The 17,000-nt window shown below is 68.8% G+C and carries 18 protein-coding genes; 9 read left to right on the top strand and 9 right to left on the bottom strand.

What is annotated here, in order from left to right; genetic code table 11:
• Positions 1 to 44: 44 nt before the first annotated feature.
• Positions 45 to 554 carry a hypothetical protein gene (locus ACI2L3_RS11890; protein WP_404752200.1) on the top strand — a complete coding sequence of 170 codons (510 nt, stop codon included), beginning with the start codon at positions 45 to 47 and terminating at the stop codon, positions 552 to 554.
• A gap of 27 nt (positions 555 to 581) precedes the next feature.
• Here the strand turns inward: ACI2L3_RS11890 and ACI2L3_RS11885 are convergent, their stop codons facing one another.
• The 4 genes from ACI2L3_RS11885 to ACI2L3_RS11870 all read right to left on the bottom strand — a co-directional run bounded on the left by ACI2L3_RS11885 (position 582) and on the right by ACI2L3_RS11870 (position 3,830).
• Entirely contained in the window at positions 582 to 1,919 is a 1,338-nt protein-coding gene (locus ACI2L3_RS11885) for an MFS transporter (protein WP_404752199.1), read from the bottom strand.
• A complete protein-coding gene (locus ACI2L3_RS11880) occupies positions 1,916 to 2,581 on the bottom strand; it encodes an ArsR/SmtB family transcription factor (RefSeq protein WP_404752198.1) in 666 nt (221 codons plus the stop codon). The genes ACI2L3_RS11885 and ACI2L3_RS11880 overlap by 4 nt, the downstream gene beginning before the upstream one ends.
• 233 nt (positions 2,582 to 2,814) lie before the next feature.
• Positions 2,815 to 3,522: an NADPH-dependent F420 reductase gene (locus tag ACI2L3_RS11875; protein WP_404752197.1), complete on the bottom strand. Its 708-nt coding sequence runs from the start codon at positions 3,520 to 3,522 to the stop codon at positions 2,815 to 2,817.
• A complete protein-coding gene (locus ACI2L3_RS11870; protein ID WP_404752196.1) occupies positions 3,519 to 3,830 on the bottom strand; it encodes a VOC family protein in 312 nt (103 codons plus the stop codon). Before ACI2L3_RS11870 ends, ACI2L3_RS11875 begins: the two co-directional genes overlap by 4 nt.
• A gap of 43 nt (positions 3,831 to 3,873) precedes the next feature.
• Here ACI2L3_RS11870 and ACI2L3_RS11865 point away from each other — a divergent pair, with 43 nt between their 5' ends.
• From ACI2L3_RS11865 to ACI2L3_RS11855, 3 genes are all read left to right on the top strand, one after another.
• Complete coding sequence (locus ACI2L3_RS11865; protein WP_404752195.1) at positions 3,874 to 4,443, top strand: TetR/AcrR family transcriptional regulator; 570 nt, start codon at positions 3,874 to 3,876, stop codon at positions 4,441 to 4,443.
• Positions 4,444 to 4,610: 167 nt separating this feature from the next.
• The gene (locus tag ACI2L3_RS11860; RefSeq protein ID WP_404752194.1) at positions 4,611 to 5,207 is read left to right on the top strand and encodes a DinB family protein; all 597 of its coding nucleotides are present in this window, start codon (positions 4,611 to 4,613) and stop codon (positions 5,205 to 5,207) included.
• A gap of 194 nt (positions 5,208 to 5,401) precedes the next feature.
• Positions 5,402 to 6,928, top strand: a complete 1,527-nt coding sequence (locus ACI2L3_RS11855) for a hypothetical protein (RefSeq protein ID WP_404752193.1) — start codon at positions 5,402 to 5,404, stop codon at positions 6,926 to 6,928.
• A gap of 404 nt (positions 6,929 to 7,332) precedes the next feature.
• Here the strand turns inward: ACI2L3_RS11855 and ACI2L3_RS11850 are convergent, their stop codons facing one another.
• From ACI2L3_RS11850 to ACI2L3_RS11840, 3 genes are all read right to left on the bottom strand, one after another.
• Positions 7,333 to 7,854 (bottom strand): hypothetical protein, encoded by a 522-nt coding sequence (locus ACI2L3_RS11850; protein ID WP_404752192.1) that lies wholly within the window; start codon positions 7,852 to 7,854, stop codon positions 7,333 to 7,335.
• An 89-nt stretch (positions 7,855 to 7,943) separates the two neighbouring features.
• Positions 7,944 to 8,303, bottom strand: a complete 360-nt coding sequence (locus ACI2L3_RS11845) for a hypothetical protein (protein ID WP_404752191.1) — start codon at positions 8,301 to 8,303, stop codon at positions 7,944 to 7,946.
• Positions 8,304 to 8,643: 340 nt separating this feature from the next.
• Entirely contained in the window at positions 8,644 to 9,171 is a 528-nt protein-coding gene (locus ACI2L3_RS11840) for a DapH/DapD/GlmU-related protein (protein WP_404752505.1), read from the bottom strand.
• Between the two features lie 114 nt (positions 9,172 to 9,285).
• On the opposite strand from ACI2L3_RS11840, the gene ACI2L3_RS11835 reads away from it, so the two are divergent.
• The 4 genes from ACI2L3_RS11835 (at position 9,286) to ACI2L3_RS11820 (ending at position 14,646) form a co-directional block, all read left to right on the top strand.
• Positions 9,286 to 10,215: a LysR family transcriptional regulator gene (locus ACI2L3_RS11835; RefSeq protein WP_404752190.1), complete on the top strand. Its 930-nt coding sequence runs from the start codon at positions 9,286 to 9,288 to the stop codon at positions 10,213 to 10,215.
• An 850-nt stretch (positions 10,216 to 11,065) separates the two neighbouring features.
• Positions 11,066 to 12,100: a hypothetical protein gene (locus tag ACI2L3_RS11830; RefSeq protein ID WP_404752189.1), complete on the top strand. Its 1,035-nt coding sequence runs from the start codon at positions 11,066 to 11,068 to the stop codon at positions 12,098 to 12,100.
• A 93-nt stretch (positions 12,101 to 12,193) separates the two neighbouring features.
• On the top strand, positions 12,194 to 13,720 hold the full coding sequence (locus tag ACI2L3_RS11825) for an amino acid permease (protein WP_404752188.1): 1,527 nt from the start codon (positions 12,194 to 12,196) through the stop codon (positions 13,718 to 13,720).
• 125 nt (positions 13,721 to 13,845) lie between these two features.
• Positions 13,846 to 14,646, top strand: coding sequence for a GNAT family N-acetyltransferase (locus ACI2L3_RS11820; protein ID WP_404752187.1), 801 nt, complete (start codon positions 13,846 to 13,848; stop codon positions 14,644 to 14,646).
• 30 nt (positions 14,647 to 14,676) lie between these two features.
• Here ACI2L3_RS11820 and ACI2L3_RS11815 read toward each other — a convergent pair.
• A protein-coding gene (locus ACI2L3_RS11815) for an IS5 family transposase (protein ID WP_404752186.1) occupies positions 14,677 to 15,494 on the bottom strand; the annotation gives its coding sequence in 2 pieces (ribosomal slippage) (positions 14,677 to 15,143 and positions 15,143 to 15,494; 819 coding nt in all).
• Positions 15,495 to 15,926: 432 nt separating this feature from the next.
• Positions 15,927 to 16,226 (bottom strand): DUF6342 family protein, encoded by a 300-nt coding sequence (locus ACI2L3_RS11810; RefSeq protein WP_404752185.1) that lies wholly within the window; start codon positions 16,224 to 16,226, stop codon positions 15,927 to 15,929.
• Positions 16,227 to 16,708: 482 nt separating this feature from the next.
• On the opposite strand from ACI2L3_RS11810, the gene ACI2L3_RS11805 reads away from it, so the two are divergent.
• Positions 16,709 to 16,936, top strand: a complete 228-nt coding sequence (locus tag ACI2L3_RS11805; RefSeq protein WP_404752184.1) for a hypothetical protein — start codon at positions 16,709 to 16,711, stop codon at positions 16,934 to 16,936.
• The last annotated feature ends 64 nt before the right edge of the window (positions 16,937 to 17,000 follow it).

The following is a 17,000-nucleotide window of genomic DNA, read 5'->3' as shown; positions in this document are numbered from 1 at the left end:
ACGCTGCACCCGGCTTCCCGGTTCACTCCTCGCATACTGGACTGATGAGTCCGAACTCCCCGGCCTCCCGGTTCCGGGACCCGCGCAGCACGAAGTACGACTTCCTCGATCCTGTCCTCGTGTGCTGCCCCGGTTGCGAGAAGGCCGCGCACGTCGAAACAGCACGGGACCCGGACAGAGTGCCCGAGGGCCAGGGCCTCTTCGCGCCAAGGCGTCTCGTCTGCCCGAACTGCGGGACGTCGAAGGAATGGGGCGGTGGATGTGTGTCCTTGCACCGGGACTGGTACGCGCCGGCCACAGACCCGTATTTCAATCTCCCTCTGTGGCTACAGACCGAGACCCGGCACGGGTGGGTGTGGGCCTACAACCTGCAACACCTGGACGTCATCAGACGATTCGTCCAGGCATCGCTGCGTGAAGGGATTCCCTGGCACGACAACGGCCGAAGGATGACCGTGCTCGCCCGCCTGCCCGCATGGATGCAGCAAGCCAAGAACCGCGACGAGGTACTGCGGGCCATCGCCCGCATCCACGCCTCGCTGCTTCGCACTTGACCCGTCGTGCGCCCTCCCCCGGGAGGGTCATGTCACTACGCTCGCGCTGTCTCGTGAGGCGTGTTCCTCGGACTGCGACTTCAGGGCGCCCCGTCCCCGCGTACGGTCCATCTCGCGCCATTCCGGCCGCAGTCCGGCCAGATTCGTGGTGAGGAAGTACGCGACGCCGCAGGCGAGCAGCACCGGCACGAGTCCGGCGACAGTCACCGCCGCCCCGGCGAGCAGCCCGCCGAGAGGGATACCGGCCCAGGCCAGCGAGTCACCGAGCGCGTTGACCCGGCCCAGCATCCGGCGCGGCACCCGCTCGACGAGGACGGCTCCCAGCACCGGGTTGACGAAGCCGGCACCGAACCCGCTGATCGCGAAGACGGCCAGTACCGCCCCGAGCGGGGCGTCGAGGGCGAGGATCAGGAACCTCGGTGCCCCTGCCAGCAGGAACCCGGTGAGGACCACCACCCGTCGCCGCAGCCGGTGCGCGGCCACCGCGGCGATCAGGCTTCCGCCGACCGCCGCTGCCCCCATGACGCTGCCCATCAAGCCGATCACGGCCGGCCCGTTACCGGACTCTCTGGCCCAGATGGGTATGAGCACCGAGCTGAACGCCGCGTCCAGCAGGTTGGTGATGCCGACCATGACGATGACGGTGATCAGCAGTGGGTCGCCACGCAGGAAGGTGAAGCCCTCGCCGAACCGCCGCCAGTAACCCGGTTTCTGCGCTCCGGCAGGCGAGGGGGTTTCCCCGACCGCGTGGCCCATGCCTCGAGGCAGCGCGAGTTTGATGATCACCGACCCGAGGGCGAAGCATCCCGCGTTGACGGCGAGCCCTGTCAGGGGGCCGAGCAGCGCCACCAGGGATCCGCCGACCGCCAGGCCGACGGTGGACGCGAGTCGCTCGATCACGCCGGACAGGCCGGTGGCCCGCTCCAGCGGCACCCGGCCGCGCTCGGCCGCCTCCGGGACCATCACCTCCTTGGCCAGGTCGCCGGGGCCTCGGGCTGCGCCGATCAGCGCGACGAGGAGTAGAAGCAAGGGAAGGTGGAGCAGGTCCAGGGCGTGGAGCAGTGGAACCGCGGCGGCGGCGGTGGCGCTGACCAGATCGGTGGTCCAGGAAACGGCTCGCGGGCCGACCCGGTCCACCAGCGGTCCGGTGAACGCCTTGACGACCACGTAGGGAGCCATCTCGCAGAAGGCGACCAGTCCGGTCTGCGTGGCGCTGCCGGTGGTGACGAGGACGAACCAGGGCAGTGCCACCACGGAGATCCGCGTGCCGGTCAGCGACACGGCCATGGCCGCCAGCACCCCGCCGAGCGGCCGTAAGGACCTCTTGCCGGGTATGCCGTCGGACTCTGAGGCGTCGGCGGTCACGGCGTCGGGCCTCCTTCCTCTTTCTGAGAGCCGGAAGGGAGCGACGGCCCGGCGGGCGCATCCAGTTCGGGCAGGATCTGCGTGATCACGGCGACCCGCTCGGCTCCCTCGGGGGCGCTTGCCGCCGTCTCCGGCGCGTCTCGTCGGTAGCGCGCGATGACTTCCGCCAACTCCCGGTACAGGGCGGCGGTTTCCTCGGGCGTGAGCCGCAGGGCCCAGTCGCTCATGTCGAAGGTGTTCCGCCATGCGCGGGGCATCGTCTGAAGCCCGCTCAGGGTCTGCTGCGTGCGCAGGGTGTAGAGGGCGGCGATGGACTGCTGGTAAGCCAGTGCGGCCTCGGGCTCCCGCTCGGCCAGCTCCGGATCGTTGAACCAGGTCGTCCGGTGCACCGTCCGCCACCAGCGTTCTCGCGCGTTGCCGCGTTCGGTGTCCTCCTCGACGAAGCCGGCCGCGCCCAACTGCCGGAGGTGGTAGCTGGCCGTACCGGAATTCACGCCCAGCCGCTCCGCGAGGCGGGTGGCCGTCGACGGGCCGTACTTCCGCAGCAGCCCCACCAACTGCACGCGCACGGGATGCGCCAGGGCACGCAGCCCCTTGGCATCCAGAACAACAGAGTCAGCTTCGGTTTGCGGGCCGTCCGGCCTCACGTTCGGATCAGTCATGCCGAGCACCCTAGACCGCCAAGAGTTGTTCGCAAAGGTCTCTTTGCGAACAACTCTTGGCGGTCCAGGCCCTATTGGCCTTCCCTGTGCCACTGCTCATCTACGCCCCCCCAGCCATCGCCTCGACGCCCTCCGTCAACGAGAGCTTCAAGGCTGGGCCGGGCCTCACGACTCCGCGGCCCCGGGGCCGGGCTGCCGCTGGCAGTTGCCCGGCCGGTGGGCGGGTGGTTGTGTCAGCGGACGACTTTGATCCCGAAGCGCGCGCCGCCGAGCGCGAATTGGATGGCGCTGTGCATGTGGGCGTACATCTCCATGCCCCGGCAGGAGACGATCGGCCCGAGGTCCAGGACATCCTGCCAGCCGTAGGCGCGCAGGAGCTCGGTGACCTCTGCCTTGGCGTCCGCGTCTTCGCCGGCGATGAACATCGTGTGCTCGCCGCCGCCGATGGCCTTGGGGTTGACGGCTGTCTCCTGCTCCTGGGTGACGCAGGCCTTGACGACCTTCGTCTCCGGCAGGGCGCGCTGGAGGCGCTCACCCAGGCTGTCGGAGTCCACCGGGTCCAGCGCGGGCATCATGCCCCAGGGGGTGGGCCAGGGGTGTTCGTGCTCCGGGTTGTAGACGTAGGGGACGGCGTAATCCATCAGGGTCTTGCCGGCCAGGTGCTCGCTGATCGCGGTGAGTGCCGCCACCGCGTTGGCGCCGTCGATGCCGTTGATGACGAAGTCCGCTTCCGCTGCCGCCTCCCCGAAGGTCATGAGCTCGATGCCCGGGTGATCGGCGAGCCATTGCCCGAACGGCGGGGTGCCCATGAAGTCGGGTTCGGTGCGGGCGAGGGTGGCCTCGGGGTCGCGGGTGCCCACGACGACCGTGTGGCCGAGTGCGGTGAGTTCGGCGGCATGCGCGCGGCCCCCGCCGCCGGTGCCCAGGACTGCGATCTTCATGCCGATACTCCGTTCTCGTGGCTGTTCTCACTGTTCTCAGTGTTTTCAGTGTTCTCAGTGTTCTCAGTGTTCTCAGTGTTCTCATTGCCGGTTTCACACAGGAACCAGTGGTTGCCCCTCGGGTCCTGGAAGACCGCGACCTTGACGGGGCCGGTCTGCCGCGGCGGTGCGGCGACCTTGCCGCCGTGCCGCTCCACCTCGGCGAGGGTGGCTTCGACGTCCTGGGTCCCGAGGAAGGGCACCGCTTTGCCGGTCTGCCAGAACGTCGACAGGTCGCCGGACTCCGGGTTGCCCTCCGTGACGTCCACCAGGTTCAGGGGGATGTGCGCTACGAAAAGGAGCCTGACCACCGTGACCGAGAAGACCCGCCGCACACGCCGACACGACCCCGACCGCCGGGAACGCATCACCGAGGTGGCCGAAGAGCTGATCGCCGAACGCGGCCTGGAGGGGCTGACCCACCGGGCGATCGCCGAGCGGGCCGACGTCTCGCTCTCCTCCACCACCTACCACTTCGCCGACCGCGAGGCCCTCATCCGCGCCGCCCTGGAACGCGCCGCCGAACGCTTCGCGGGCTTCGTACGGTCCTGGGTCCAGGAACACGCCACCGCCGGCCCCGACCGGATCGCCGAGGCCCTGGCCGACAGCGTCATGGCCTGCCTGGGCGAAGGCCGCACCAGCGCGGTCGTCGAGTACGAGCTGCACGTCGCCGCCCTGCGCCGCCCGGAACTGCGCGAGGCGGCCGGCCTGTCCGCCCACGTCAGCACCGAGGTCATGACCCCCTTGGTCGGCCCCGTCGCCGCCGCGGCCATCCCCCCGCTGATGACCGGACTGTGCCTGCACGCGATGACCGCGCCCACGCCCCCCACCCGCGACGAAGTCCTCACCATCCTCCGCCACACCCTGCTCCCGCCCCGGTGAACAGGGCAGCGCCCCGATGAATAGGGCAGTGCCCCGATGAACAGGGCAGCGCGCGCCCCAGGCTGACGGGCTGCGGCGGCCATGGCCAGGCCCCCGCTCTGCCAGGCGTTGCGGACCACGTACGGGATCTTGAGACCACGAGCTTGCCCATGGCAGGCTCATGCCGCATGATCGATGACTTCGCGAAAAGCAACCTGCACGGGAGACTGCGGCGGGACCGCAAGGCGCTGCTCTGGAAACTCGACGGCCTGTCCGAATACGACGCCCGGCGGCCGCTGACAGCGACCGGGACCAACCTCCTCGGCCTGGTCAAACACGTGGCCACCGTCGAGGCCAGGTACTTCGGCGAGGTCTTCGACCGCCCCTCCCCGGAACCGCTGACCCGGTGGCAGGACTACGACGGCAGCGACCTGTGGGCGACCGAGGACGAGACCCGCGACCAGATCATCGGGTTCTACCGGCGCACGTGGGAACACTCGGACGCGACGATCAACGAGCTTTCCCTCGACGCCCCCGGCCACGTGCCGTGGTGGCCGGAGCCGTACCCCAACACGAACCTGTTCGCCATCATGGTTCACGTCCTCGGCGAGTCCAACCGGCATGCCGGGCACGCCGACATCCTGCGCGAGGGCCTCGACGGCCGGACCGGGATGCGCCCTGAACACGAGCAGCAGATCGACCACGAAGCGCGTGCGGCCTACTGCGCGAAGATCGAGCAGGCCGCCGGGTCGGCCGCCGAGTCGGCCGCACCGATCAAGGCTTAGAGATCCGAGATCCTCTAAGCCTTCGCCAGGCCTGCGGCACATCCTGATTGCCTCCGGCGACGGGCCGTGGCCGTGGCCGTGGGTGAAGGATGCGGACATGAGCGGCCGAGCCGATACCGATCCGTGCCGCGGTGTTCACCGTTCCGTCGTGCGGCGGGAGGCGGCGGGCCATGTCCGTGCCAGGACCATCGGGCGTGATCGAAAGCCCCGTTCCGCCACCGCGGCCGCAGGACCCGATTCCGAGAGGCGTCGCCGCTTGGAATTCGACGGAAGCCGGCCGATGGCTGAAAGCCCGGCCCGCCGCCTGGTCCCACCCGCTACCCGCCGTCTTGGCCCTGACCTGCGCTCTCGTCGCGGCGACAGGCTTCCCGCGCATGGACACCTACCTCTGCGGCCGGCTCGACCCGTGTGAACCCCGGTGGTGGGTCACCGCGCACCTCGCTCTCGTGGGTGCGGTCATCTTCGGTTGGCTCTGGCGCCTGCCGCACCTGGCGGCGGCCGTTCTACCGCTGGTCGTCCTCGGCATCGCGCTGCAACCGCGGACAACTGCGGCGGCCAGTACCGCCGTTGCCCTGGCGGCCGGATACGCATTCGTGGGCTGCCTGCACCGCTGCCGGGTCGCCCCCAGGCAGCGGACGCTTGCTCTCGACGCAGCCGGTCCCGTGCGGCTGCCGTTGCCGGAGGATGTCGATACCACCGGTCGCGGCGGATCGAACCTCGGCTGCGGCATCCCGGTCCTCGGGTTCGCCGTGCTCGCTCTCGTACTGTCGGCCGTGGGAAGCGGCTGGCTGATGAGTGCGGACGACTGGCGGTTCGCCGCGGTCTTCGCCCTGGCGGTGGGGTTGCACTGGGGTGGCTCGGGCCTGGCGGCATGGCACGGGCTCGCAGCCCTGCGCCGGTCGCCGGTGCCGGTGCCGGTGCTGCGGGTGCTCCTGCGGGCCGGTGGCGGTTCGGACGACCGGCGCACGGACGTCTTCGCGGGGGATGACACCACGGGCAAGTCACCGGTCTTCTCCTGCCGCACCACCCTGCCCAGGGACGGCACGTTGCACGAGGCGGTGCTGTACGGAGTTCCGCATGGCGGCGGCGAGTTGGTCCTGCAGACGGCCGAAGGTTCTGGGCACACCACGAAACCGGTGCGGCCCCAGTACCGCGCGGAGCCGGCGGCCGAAACCTGGCGGACCGGTGCGGGGCCGGTCCGGTGGAGGGCCGGGACCGGGGTTCGTTCGATCGTGCTGGGATACCTGGCGGTGCTGCCGCTCGTGGTCATCGGCCTCCAATTCCATGAGGCCGAATCCAGGCACGTCTATGCCCTCGCCTGTCTCGTGGCAGCCTTGGCGCTCCCCGTCGTCACCCTGCTGAACTGGCAGGTCGTGGCCGACTGTGACGGTCTCAGGGTCAGGGGCACATTCACGGTTCACCAGGTGCCGTGGGACAGGTTCCGCGGTGTCAGTGCGGAGGATCGCGGGTTTCGCGTCCGCTACGCCACCGACCGTGTCGCGGACATCTACGGTGTTCTGCCCGCGCGTTGGCTCGCTGAGCTGCTGCCCCGTCGGCCGCGGGCACGGGCCGCGGTGGACGGGATCCGCGCTCTGGCGGCCGACCCGGCACTCCGGCCGACCGAGCCCGCCCGCGCGCCCGGCCGCTTCGCGCGGGCGGCCGGACCGCTATGCGCCCTCTACTGTTCGGCGATGATTCTCGCGCTGCTGCTCGCCGCCTGACTGCACGAGCCCGGCACGCGTGGCTGCTCCCACCAGGGTGTGGCCGGGTCTCGTAAGCAGAGTTGATCCTGCAGAAGGACCCGCCGTCGGTCGTGGTGACGGCAGGGCAGCGTGGGGACTCGACGCAGTCAGTTCAAGCCCGTGTCGGCATAGGCTCGGGTGCCCCGCCTCGGGTGAGGGTCGAGTCGGGTCGGGTCGGCCATGCGTCCACCCCGACCGGGTCCGCGCCGACAAGGCGTACACCTCCCGCAGAACCGCACCTACCTGCGCCGCCGCGGGACCGACCCACTACGCCATTCCCGACAAGGTCGACCCGGCCCGCAGCCGCCGAAGGGTCGGCTCTCGCGGCGGCCGACCGCCGAGCTCCGACCCAACCGACCACGAGTGGCTGGGACCCACGACTCTCACACGGTGGGATCCACGTTCCACGCCACGGGCAGATCGCTGCCGCAGAAGACGCAGACGAAATCGTCCTCCCGCACGATGTTGTGCTCCTGGCAAGCGGGGCACCGCCGGAACACAACCTCATGGGTGAAGCCGGAAGGCCGCTGGAGCCCTATGGCGTCCAGAGCACAGGCAACTTCCGCCCATGAGCTGACGTCCGGGCAGTACCCGGTGGACTGGTTGCTGACTTCGCTCACGGTCCACCGGTCCGCCTCGCGCATGAAGCTGATTTCGCCGGCACTCAGGACCATGTCTCCGCCGGCACAGGCCACGTGCTCGCTTCGCCGCGGCGCCAACCGAAGCACACCATCCATACCGACCACGAAGGTGAACGGTTCAGCCAGCTCCGCCGTCGACTGCTCCACGATCCAGTCACCGAAGTCGCCCACCGAGCCGATGCGACGCCCGCCGTCACCAGGCCGGAGCGCAACCTTCAGCTCCACCGGACCGACATATCGATAACTCCGCCCCCGCCCAGTCACGCCAGCCAAGCTAGACCACTTCCGACGCGCGCTCAGGGGTGTAGAGCCTGTTGCATCAGTCCTCGTTCATCGTCTCCGACAGCAGGGAGTCACCCGGTGTGGGCCCACGACCAGAACGCAAAGCCCGTGGCGACCGGGCAAGCCACGACACCCGCCAGGAACAGGCGGCTTGCCCATGACAGACGGCGGACGCCGGGGGCGAACACCAGGGCCGTCAGGGCCGCGGCAGCAGCGGCGACGATCGCCGCGTACTGCAGGACAAAGGCGCCGACCTCCGCACCCTCCGCCGCACCCCAGAGCGCGGCCAAACCCACGAGCAACGTGATCCAGGCCAGCGATGCCAGAGTGAGCGCCCACAGGACGCCTGCCGCCACGACGAGACCCGTGCGCCCGGAGCGCGATGCGGGCTGGGCAGGGCCGTACAAGCGCGTGTAGGTGCCGGGGTTCATCGTCGATTCCTTCCGTCGTCGGTACGCACGATGCTCGCTCCACCCGCCCCGCGACGGCATGGGCGCGGATACTCATCGGCACCGTGGGTCGTACTCAGCTGGCGCAACCCGACTCCCGACGCCTCGATCGGCCACGTCCGGCCCAGCCATCACCATCGACGGCCTTCAGCTCCGCCGCCTCGTCGCCTCGTCGCCTCGTAGCCTTGTCGCCTCGTAGCCTTGTCGCCTGGAACAGGGCGACCCGCGTCCCCTCCACCGAAGAGGGCTTAAGTTCCTGGCGCAGGTCGGCCGAGCCATTCGCGAGGTTGGGCTGCCCAGGGGTGCCAGGCGTGGCTCTGCCTCAGTCGATCTGCCTGGTCACCCGGGCAGGCACTCCTGCGACCAGGGTGCCGGCAGGGACATCACGAGTGACCACCGCACCGGCAGCGACCACCGCACCGGCACCGATGGTCACCCCTTGCGTGATCACGGCAGCCGTCCCGATCCAGACGTCGTCCTCTATGACGATCGGGGCGAAGGAGAGGTACTCGCGGCGCTCGGCCAGGGGCAGTGGATGGCCTCCGGTGATGAGGCTGACCTTCGGAGCGATCATGACGCCGTTGCCGATACGGATGCCTCCCTTGTCCATGAAAGTGCATCCCTGGTTGACGAAGACGTTTCCCCCGAACGTCGTGTTCAGCCCGCACTCGGTAAAGAACGGCGGATAGATCGTCACCGACTCCGGCAGCGGGCCGCCGAACACAACAGAAAGTAGTTCCGCGCGACCTTCGCTGTCGCTGAACGGAAGCACGTTCAGTCGAGACGTCGCATCGGTCACCTCCACGATTCGCTCCACGTGACGCGCGAACTCAGGCGTCCGGACATACATGACCTGCTCTGTGCGAGTAGACATGCGCTGATCCCACCACCGCGCAGAACACTCGATCAAACAACCGCGCACCACACCAGACACAACCAATGGTTGTGGAATTAGGGTGGAAGCGTGGATACTGAAGCGCTGCGGACGTTCGTGGCCGTCGCCGAGGCCGGCCAGTTCCAGGCAGCGGCCGACGAACTAGGGATCAGCCAGCAGGCGGTCTCCAAGCGGATCGCGGCCCTGGAGAGACACCTCGAGGTCACGCTCCTGGTGCGGGCCTCCCGAGGCTCCCGGCTGAGCCTGGACGGGCAGGTCTTCCTCCCGTACGCCAAGAAGGCCCTCGCAGCCCTCGAGCAGGCCGAGCAGGCCGTGCGCCCCGGCAGCCGGCCCTTGCGCGTCGATGTCCTCCATCGGCGCATCGCTCCGGCCCAGGCCGTCTACCAGTTCTACCGCTCCCACCCCGAGACGGACCTGGACGCGGTCACATTGAGCAACGAGGACGCCGTCCAGGCCGCCCAGGCGGTGCTCGAAGGAACCGTCGACGCGTCCTTCCGCGCCCTCCCGGCAGACCAGGTCCCAGCCGGGATCAGCGCCGAACGACTCCTGGACGCACCCCTGGAGCTCCTTGTCGGACCCGGCCACCCGCTGGCCGGCGCGCCCTGGGCCAGGCCTGCGGACCTGGCCGGCCACCGCATCTGGATCCCCGGGATCAGGCCGGGCACGGAATGGGCGGCGTTCTACCAGGCGCTGTCCGAGACCTTCGGTCTGAGCATCGACGCGCTCGGTCCCAACTTCGGTGACGAGGCCCTGATGGACGCGCTGGCCGACTCGGCGTCGCTCGCCACCCTCGTCGGCAGCGGGGACCGGTACCTGTGGCCCCAGACCCACGACCTACGACGCATCCCCCTGCACGAACCGACCCCGGTCTACCCGCACGTGCTGCTGTTCCGCAGCGGAGACCAGCACCCCGCACTGACCGCGCTACGCGATCATCTGCGCACCGCAGGCCGGCGAACCCCGCATGACGTGTGGGCGCCGGACTGGGTTGACCACTGACCAGACGACCGAACTAACAGCCACGCCCTGGAGAGGACGGTCTGCACGTATTTTCACCCACGATGACATCTGCTCACAGTCAGTGACCACCGCACCGAACTGGCCGAATAAGTCAGCACCTGAAAGGTCACCACCGGGGACACTCCAGCGCGCCGGAACGCAGCACCCTTCACGCCACCTACGCACCCCCACATGGCTCAACTCCCGCTCCGCGTAGGCCAGTTGCTTGGTCAGCAAGCAACTCGCTCATGCGAGATCTCGCTACCGATCCAGGGGGCGGTCTCGCGTTCCCTCGCCGGACCGTACGGCTGGTTCGCCTCGCGCTCGACCCTCCGCCCGGCACACCAGAGGCCCGTACCGCACACCAGAGGTCCGCCCCCTCCGCTCAGGGCGGCGGCTACGCCACTACGAGCGTCCCAGTCCAAGCACCGGCGTACCGGCCGAGCGGCTGCGACCGACCGGTTTGATCACGGATGGCAACGCCCCATTCTCACATGGCCGAAACCTGCGTCTGAACCGCCGAACAATCTTGGATTCTCTGGTCATGCGCCTCTCCAGGCACTTAAGTACCTGTCATGCACTCGCTACCGGCTACGGGCGGGAGCCGCCGACTCGCATGACCGTGCCACCCCGTCCCGACTGCCCCGAGAGTCCTTCTGCCTATGGCCGCCAGTGCACACCGGCCGGTGTCATGCTCACATCGCCCGGCGAGCCGCAGCGCTCAGGGAGGCGGCGGCCGGCACGCGACCCCGCGTAGAGCATGCCTCGCGCAGGAGTGCCGACTGAAGGCGCACGACGTGCCACTGCAGGCGCCGCAGCCGCACGAGCCCGCCGGGCCAGGGAGCCACTGATGGAGACTCCCAACCCGGCCGGCGGAGTGAACCCGGCCGGCCGAGACACAGACCTCTATGCGGCAGTGCAGGACATCCAGGCGGGCTACTGGCTGCAGATGCGGCAGGTGCTGGCCCGGACGGGCAACTGGCCGCAATGGACGTCCCGTACCCAGGTGTTGGGAGTTGTCGCGGCTCAGGCCAACGTCGTGGAGTTGTGGCTGAAGGAGGAACCGGAGAGCCTCGCCGCCCGGGTGATGTACGCCCGGGTCGCCACCGAGCGAGTGCTGCAGGCCCACCGGAAGAACTGGGCGCGCGACTACCGGAAGGCGGGGGACCTGGACAAACTGGTGGCCCGGGCCCGGGACGCGTGCCACAGGGCGAGTGACGGCAATCCTCACGACTCGGTGCCCTGGATATGCCGCCTGGCGCTGGCCGAAACGGACATCGCAGGACGCTACCCGGAGCACCAGGTGGCTCCGCCGCCCCATGAGTATCTGCTGCCCGGCGGGCCGTGGGGCCTGCTCTCGGAAGTGCACCGACGAGATCCGTTCAACCGCGAAGCATGGCACCGCATGTCCCAGGCGCTCCAGGCCCGCCCGGGTCCGGCGGGGCGACAGGCCGTCGCGACGGATTTCGCCCGCTGGGCGGCCTCCTTCGCACCGCCCGACTCACCACTGCTCCTGCTGCCCCTCTACGCCCGTGTGCAGGAGCACCGGGAGCGGCGGGACAACGGCGCCGCGGTCATGCTGAACCTGCTGTGGACCAGGGAGGACATCACCCGGGCCGTCACGCAGGCGTTCGAGGGCTGGTTCCGGAAGCGCGAGCCGGCCACCAGTTCCCAGCTGGATCTGAACTACCTCGCCTACGCCTTGGCCAGGGGCGGCTTCGCCCAGTGGGCCACCGAGGTGTTCGACGCCATCGGCGACTTCGCCACCCCCGCCCCGTGGCATTACGACGCCCGGTACCCGCAGGACCAGTGGCGGAAGGCATTCGAGGAGGACCGTGTCGCCTGCCTGAGATCGCACCCGCGGCCTACGGGAGAACACCCATGACAGCCGACCCGGCCCACCACGTCCGGTCGGCGGCCCGGTAACCACCCGCCTACCCCCCATGTCAGCTCGTCAGCTTTCCTGTGCGGAGAACCCATGACTTCGGTAAGAACACCGCGCCAGCAGCCGAACCCGGTCGACAACGACGAGGAGGACGCGCGCCTCCTCCAGTCGCTGGGCTACACCCAGCAACTGCACCGCCGTATGGGGGCTTTCGGTAATTTCTCGGCTTCCCTGTCGGTCATCTCGATCATGTCGGGGACCTTGCTGCTGTTCGGCTACGGCCTGAACTCGGGCGGCCCCGCGGTGATCACGTGGGGCTGGCTCGCCGTCGGGCCGCTGGTGTTGTGCCTGGCCGCTTCCCTGGCGGAGATCACCTCCCGCTACCCCACCAGCGGCGGTCTGTACTACATGGCCCGGCAACTCGGCGGCGAGCGCTGGAGCTGGTACACCGGCTGGCTCAACCTGCTGGGCCTGCTCGGCGGAATCGCCGCCCAGGACTACGGCATAGCGACGTTCACCGCGGCGTGGATGAACCTGCAATTCGGATACACGCCGTCCCCGGGTTCCCTGCTGGCCCTGTACGCGGTCATCCTCGCCCTGCACGCGATCCTGAACCTTTTCGGCACCCGGCTGATGAACATCCTGACGTCCCTGAGCGCGTGGTGGCATCTGGCAGGGGCCGTCGTCATCATCGGCTCCCTGACGCTCGTGCCCTCCCACCACCAGTCGGCCGGCTTCGTCTTCTCCGAGTTCACCAACAACACCGGCTGGAGCGCTCCGGTCTACGTGATCCTGCTGGGCATGCTGCTGCCGGTGTTCGCGCTGGCCGGCTACGACACCTCCGCCCACCTGAGCGAGGAGACCAACCATGCCTCCGTCGCCGCGGCCCGCGGGGTCTTCCGCTCGGTGGCGGTGTCCTGGATCGCCGGCGGCATCCTGCTGATCACGCTGCTGTTCGCCGTCCAGGACTACGCCGCTACGCTGGACAGCCAGACTGGCGTACCCGTGGCGCAGATCCTTCTGGACGCGCTGGGCATGGCGGCGGCCAAGGCGCTGCTGCTGGTGATCATCGTGGCCCAGTTCCTGTGCGGCTATACCGTGACCGCCAGCGCCAGCCGCATGATCTACGCCTTCGCCCGGGACGGTGCCCTGCCCGGATCGGCGCGCTGGAAGAAGGTCAGCCGCCGCACCGCCATCCCCGCCAACGCGGTCTGGCTCGCGGTCGTCGTGGCCTTCGTACTCGCACTGCCTTCCTTGTACTCCAACACGGCGTTCTCGGCGGTGACCGCAATCTCGGTCGTGGGATTCACCTCGGCCTACGCCATCCCGGTACTGCTGCGACTGCTGCACCGTGATCGATTCACCCCCGGCCCCTGGCACTTGGGCCGCTGGAGCCGGCCCATCGGCTGGGTGGCGGTGGTGTGGGCGGCTGCGGTCACCGTGCTGTTCCTGCTGCCGCAGAGCAGCCCGATCACCGCCACCACCTTCAACTACACCCCCGTCGCCGTAGTGGTGGCCTTCCTCATCGCCGCCCTGTGGCGGCGCTTCGGGCGCGGCTCCTACCACGTGCCGCGCTCCCACTCCCACGCCGAGGACAACCAGTTCGAAGGCATCATCTGAGAAGGCATCACCTGATGACGACGACACGACCTCGACGCCCGCAACAACCCACACGACCTCCACAGCCTCAACAACCTCAGACCTCAGACCTCAAACCTCAGACCTCAACCATCCCGGGGAGTACGGTGACTGGCCTCACGGAGTCCATCGAATCGGCAGAGCAACTCACTGTGGCCTGGCGCGCCATGGTGCTCGACCGCGATGCGGACGCGGATGTACGTGACCTCCCCGGCATCGCCGTCCGCTGGGCCGACTGCCGATTCTCGTTCTACAACTGCATCACCCTGACCGAGGCAGGAGCAGGAGCGGATCTCGTCGCCCGACGTCTGGGCCAGGCGGCGGACATCATGCGCGCGAAGAGGCACCCGGGCTTCCTGTGGCTCTTCGAGGGCCTCCTCGACGACGAGGCCCGCACCGCACTGGCCGCTGCGGCCGACCAGGCCGGCCTGCAGTACGCCTTCCCCGGCACGGGCATGGCCGGGGACCTGCTGCCCATCCCCGACCCGGTCCACCCCGACCTGACCTTCGTGCGTGTGCGCACCGACGAGCACTTGCGGGCCTACGCGGACCTCCAGTCGCGCGCCTACGGGTTCCCCCTGGAGGAAGGCCGCGACGGCCTGGTCGGGTCCGCGTACTGGAAGAGCGAGGTGTACGCGTACCTGGGCATGCGAGGTGACGTCCCGGTCGCGTGCGCCGCGACGGTCGAAGCGCAGGGCCGTCTCTTCGTCGCCTTCGTCGCCACCGATCCGCAGTGGCAGCGCAGGGGCTACGGCGAGGCAGTCACGCGCAAGGCCCTGCACGAGGGCGCCCGAGCCACCGGTCTGACCCGCGCCACCCTGCATGCGACGGTAGCCGGGGCCCCCGTATACCCGCGTATCGGCTTCACTCCGAACTCCCCCATCCACTTCTACAACTTGAAGCAGTGAGCCCACTGGGGCGGCCCACGCTTAGTGGTCCTAACAAAGGCGTTGGACGTGGCGGTGGGTGATCAGGCAGACAGCGAGGCCGAGGAATGCTTCGTGGATGTCGTCGCGTCGCTCCCACCGGATGCGCAGGCGACGGAAGCCGTGGAGCCAGGCGATCGTGCGCTCGACGACGTAGCGGAAGACGCCCAGGCCAGTGCCGTGTGGCTCGCCCCGTTTCGCGATCACGGGGCGGATCCCGCGCTGCCGGAGCAGGCGGCGGTACTTGTCATGGTCGTAGCCGCGGTCGGCCAGAAGCGCGTCAGGTCGTCGGCGCGGTCTGCCAACCCGGCCCGCCACCGCCGGAATCTTGTCGAGCAGCGGCTCGAGCTGGGTGACGTCGTTGCGGTTTGTTCCGGTCAGCGACACCGCGAGCGGGATGCCCTGTCCGTCGACGATGAGGTGGTGCTTGCTGCCCGGCCGCGCGCGGTCGACCGGACCGGGCCCGCTTTTGGGCCCCGTCGGGCGGCCCGCACGTGCGAGGAGTCGATCACCGCCCGTTCCCAGTCCAGCCGGTTCTTCGACCGCAGCTCGTTCAGCAGCAGCTGGTGGAGCCGACCCCAGACGCCGGCCTCGTTCCAGGCTGCCAGGCGCCGCCAGCAGGTCATGCCCGAGCCGAAGCCGAGTTCCTGGGGCAGGTACTCCCACTGGATGCCGGTGTGCAGGACGAAGAGGATCCCGCACAGCGCCTGGCGGTCCGGCACCCGCGGTCTGCCCTCGACCTTCTTCGGATCCGGCTTCGGCAGCAACGGCTCGACCAGCGACCACAGTTCATCCGACACGATCCACGGCCGCGACTGGCGGTTTCCCATACCCAGACATACGAGCAGGGAGGTCGACAGCCTCGTGATCAGCAGCTTTTGTTAGAGCCAGTAAGGCCGGGGAGGGGGGCGGCGAGCAACGGTAGAGCCCATCAGCGCTCTGACCTGAACCGAACAAGCCAACTGGTGTCCACCCGCCAGGAATCGGCCGGTAGACACCAGAGCAGGCCCCCGGCGGTGCGGCCGGGGGCCCGACGCGTGGAAGTGCTTCGAAAACCGCAGACCTACCCGGCCCGGGTTGCACCCCAAGACGTAGCGGAGATTGTCGTCGTCTTTGCCGCTGCGTGCACTGAGGCGATCTGGCCGACTGCGTGCAGGTCTGCCACTTCAGGGCCGCGTGCAACGCCGGGACCTGCGTGTTGTCCGGCAACGTGGCCGCTGCTGCGTACGTCTGCGGACGTAGCCCCGACGTGCTGGTCGGTCTTAGTAGGAGAGGTCCTTCTGCTCGGTGATCAGGCGGCCGGCGATGCGCAGGTTGCCGTCGGAGTCGAGCACCGCGATGATCTTCTTCGTCCGGCCGTGGTAGGTCGTGAAGTAGACCTTGTCCGCCTCCTGAGAGGTGGACATGTTCGTGTTCACGGCGAGCTCGATGCTCACCGGCGAGCTGATCATCACGTCCTTCTTGGGGGAATTCTGGTAGACCTGGTTCGGCCGCAATTTGATGCGGCCGTGGGTGTCGCCCTCGTCCCAGTCCGACGCCAGTCCGAGATCAATGTCAGCCATGAGGCTTCCTCTCAAGTACCGGCGGGCCATATCTCTTCGCACGGGCCGCAACCGCGTCGCTCCGCGCATGCAGCCCGAACGGGAGGAACCCGCTCCAGTGGAAGATCTTCCCTGTTCAGCGGCACCGGTGCCACCCGGTTGAGTTCGCAATATACGCAGACTGACTACCTGTCAGCATAGAGTAGTACACATACTTTTTTTCTGGATCATCGGGCATATCGCTTTAGTTCAGTTCAGAGGCTTTCACCGGAAAAAGAGGAATACGTTTTTCCGTTCTGGCGGGTGGAAGATGCGGGTCTTGTGCCCGCGTTACCTCGGCAGGCGAGCGCAGACCGCGGGCGGGAAACGCCTTGCTGCCGACGGGCTGCCCCCCTCTTGCCGTCCTCGGTGTGCTTCACCGGTCGGTCCTGCGCCGGGCGCTACGCGCGGCCATGCGGAGGCCCGGCTGCGACAACAGCCCCGGCGAAGACGCCCCTGACGCGGTGCACTTCGAGCATGACTCCGAGTACCGCCAGGGGCCCGCCTTCCCTGCCGACCCCCGCATCCGCGAGCAGCTCGAAGCGCTGACCGCCGACAAGGTCCTGATCGGCGTGGGCACCGACGGGCGGACGATCTGCGTCGACCTGGACGCCGACTCTCCGCACGTCATGGTCTGCTCCGGCAGCGGCGGCACCACGACCACCCTGGGCACCCTTCATCAGCCGGGATGAACCGCACACGCAGCCCCGCTTTGAGGTCGGGTCGCCCGGAGGTGAGACTCCCCCCCGGGCGGCC

The sequence above is a fragment of the Streptomyces sp. NPDC029674 genome (assembly GCF_044903205.1).
GTDB lineage: Bacteria > Actinomycetota > Actinomycetes > Streptomycetales > Streptomycetaceae > Streptomyces.
Note: the sequence above shows the minus strand (reverse complement) of the source record. Positions and strands in the feature narration are given on the sequence as shown.

What these genes read in the sequence shown, in the direction of transcription:
- ACI2L3_RS11830 (WP_404752189.1), top strand. Translation starts at nt 11,066, where the DNA reads ATGGAGACTCCCAACCCGGCCGGCGGAGTGAACCCGGCCGGCCGAGAC.
- ACI2L3_RS11840 (WP_404752505.1), bottom strand. Translation starts at nt 9,171, where the DNA reads ATGTATGTCCGGACGCCTGAGTTCGCGCGTCACGTGGAGCGAATCGTG.
- ACI2L3_RS11890 (WP_404752200.1), top strand. Translation starts at nt 45, where the DNA reads ATGAGTCCGAACTCCCCGGCCTCCCGGTTCCGGGACCCGCGCAGCACG.
- ACI2L3_RS11810 (WP_404752185.1), bottom strand. Translation starts at nt 16,226, where the DNA reads ATGGCTGACATTGATCTCGGACTGGCGTCGGACTGGGACGAGGGCGAC.
- ACI2L3_RS11880 (WP_404752198.1), bottom strand. Translation starts at nt 2,581, where the DNA reads ATGACTGATCCGAACGTGAGGCCGGACGGCCCGCAAACCGAAGCTGAC.
- ACI2L3_RS11825 (WP_404752188.1), top strand. Translation starts at nt 12,194, where the DNA reads ATGACTTCGGTAAGAACACCGCGCCAGCAGCCGAACCCGGTCGACAAC.
- ACI2L3_RS11845 (WP_404752191.1), bottom strand. Translation starts at nt 8,303, where the DNA reads ATGAACCCCGGCACCTACACGCGCTTGTACGGCCCTGCCCAGCCCGCA.
- ACI2L3_RS11860 (WP_404752194.1), top strand. Translation starts at nt 4,611, where the DNA reads ATGATCGATGACTTCGCGAAAAGCAACCTGCACGGGAGACTGCGGCGG.
- ACI2L3_RS11875 (WP_404752197.1), bottom strand. Translation starts at nt 3,522, where the DNA reads ATGAAGATCGCAGTCCTGGGCACCGGCGGCGGGGGCCGCGCGCATGCC.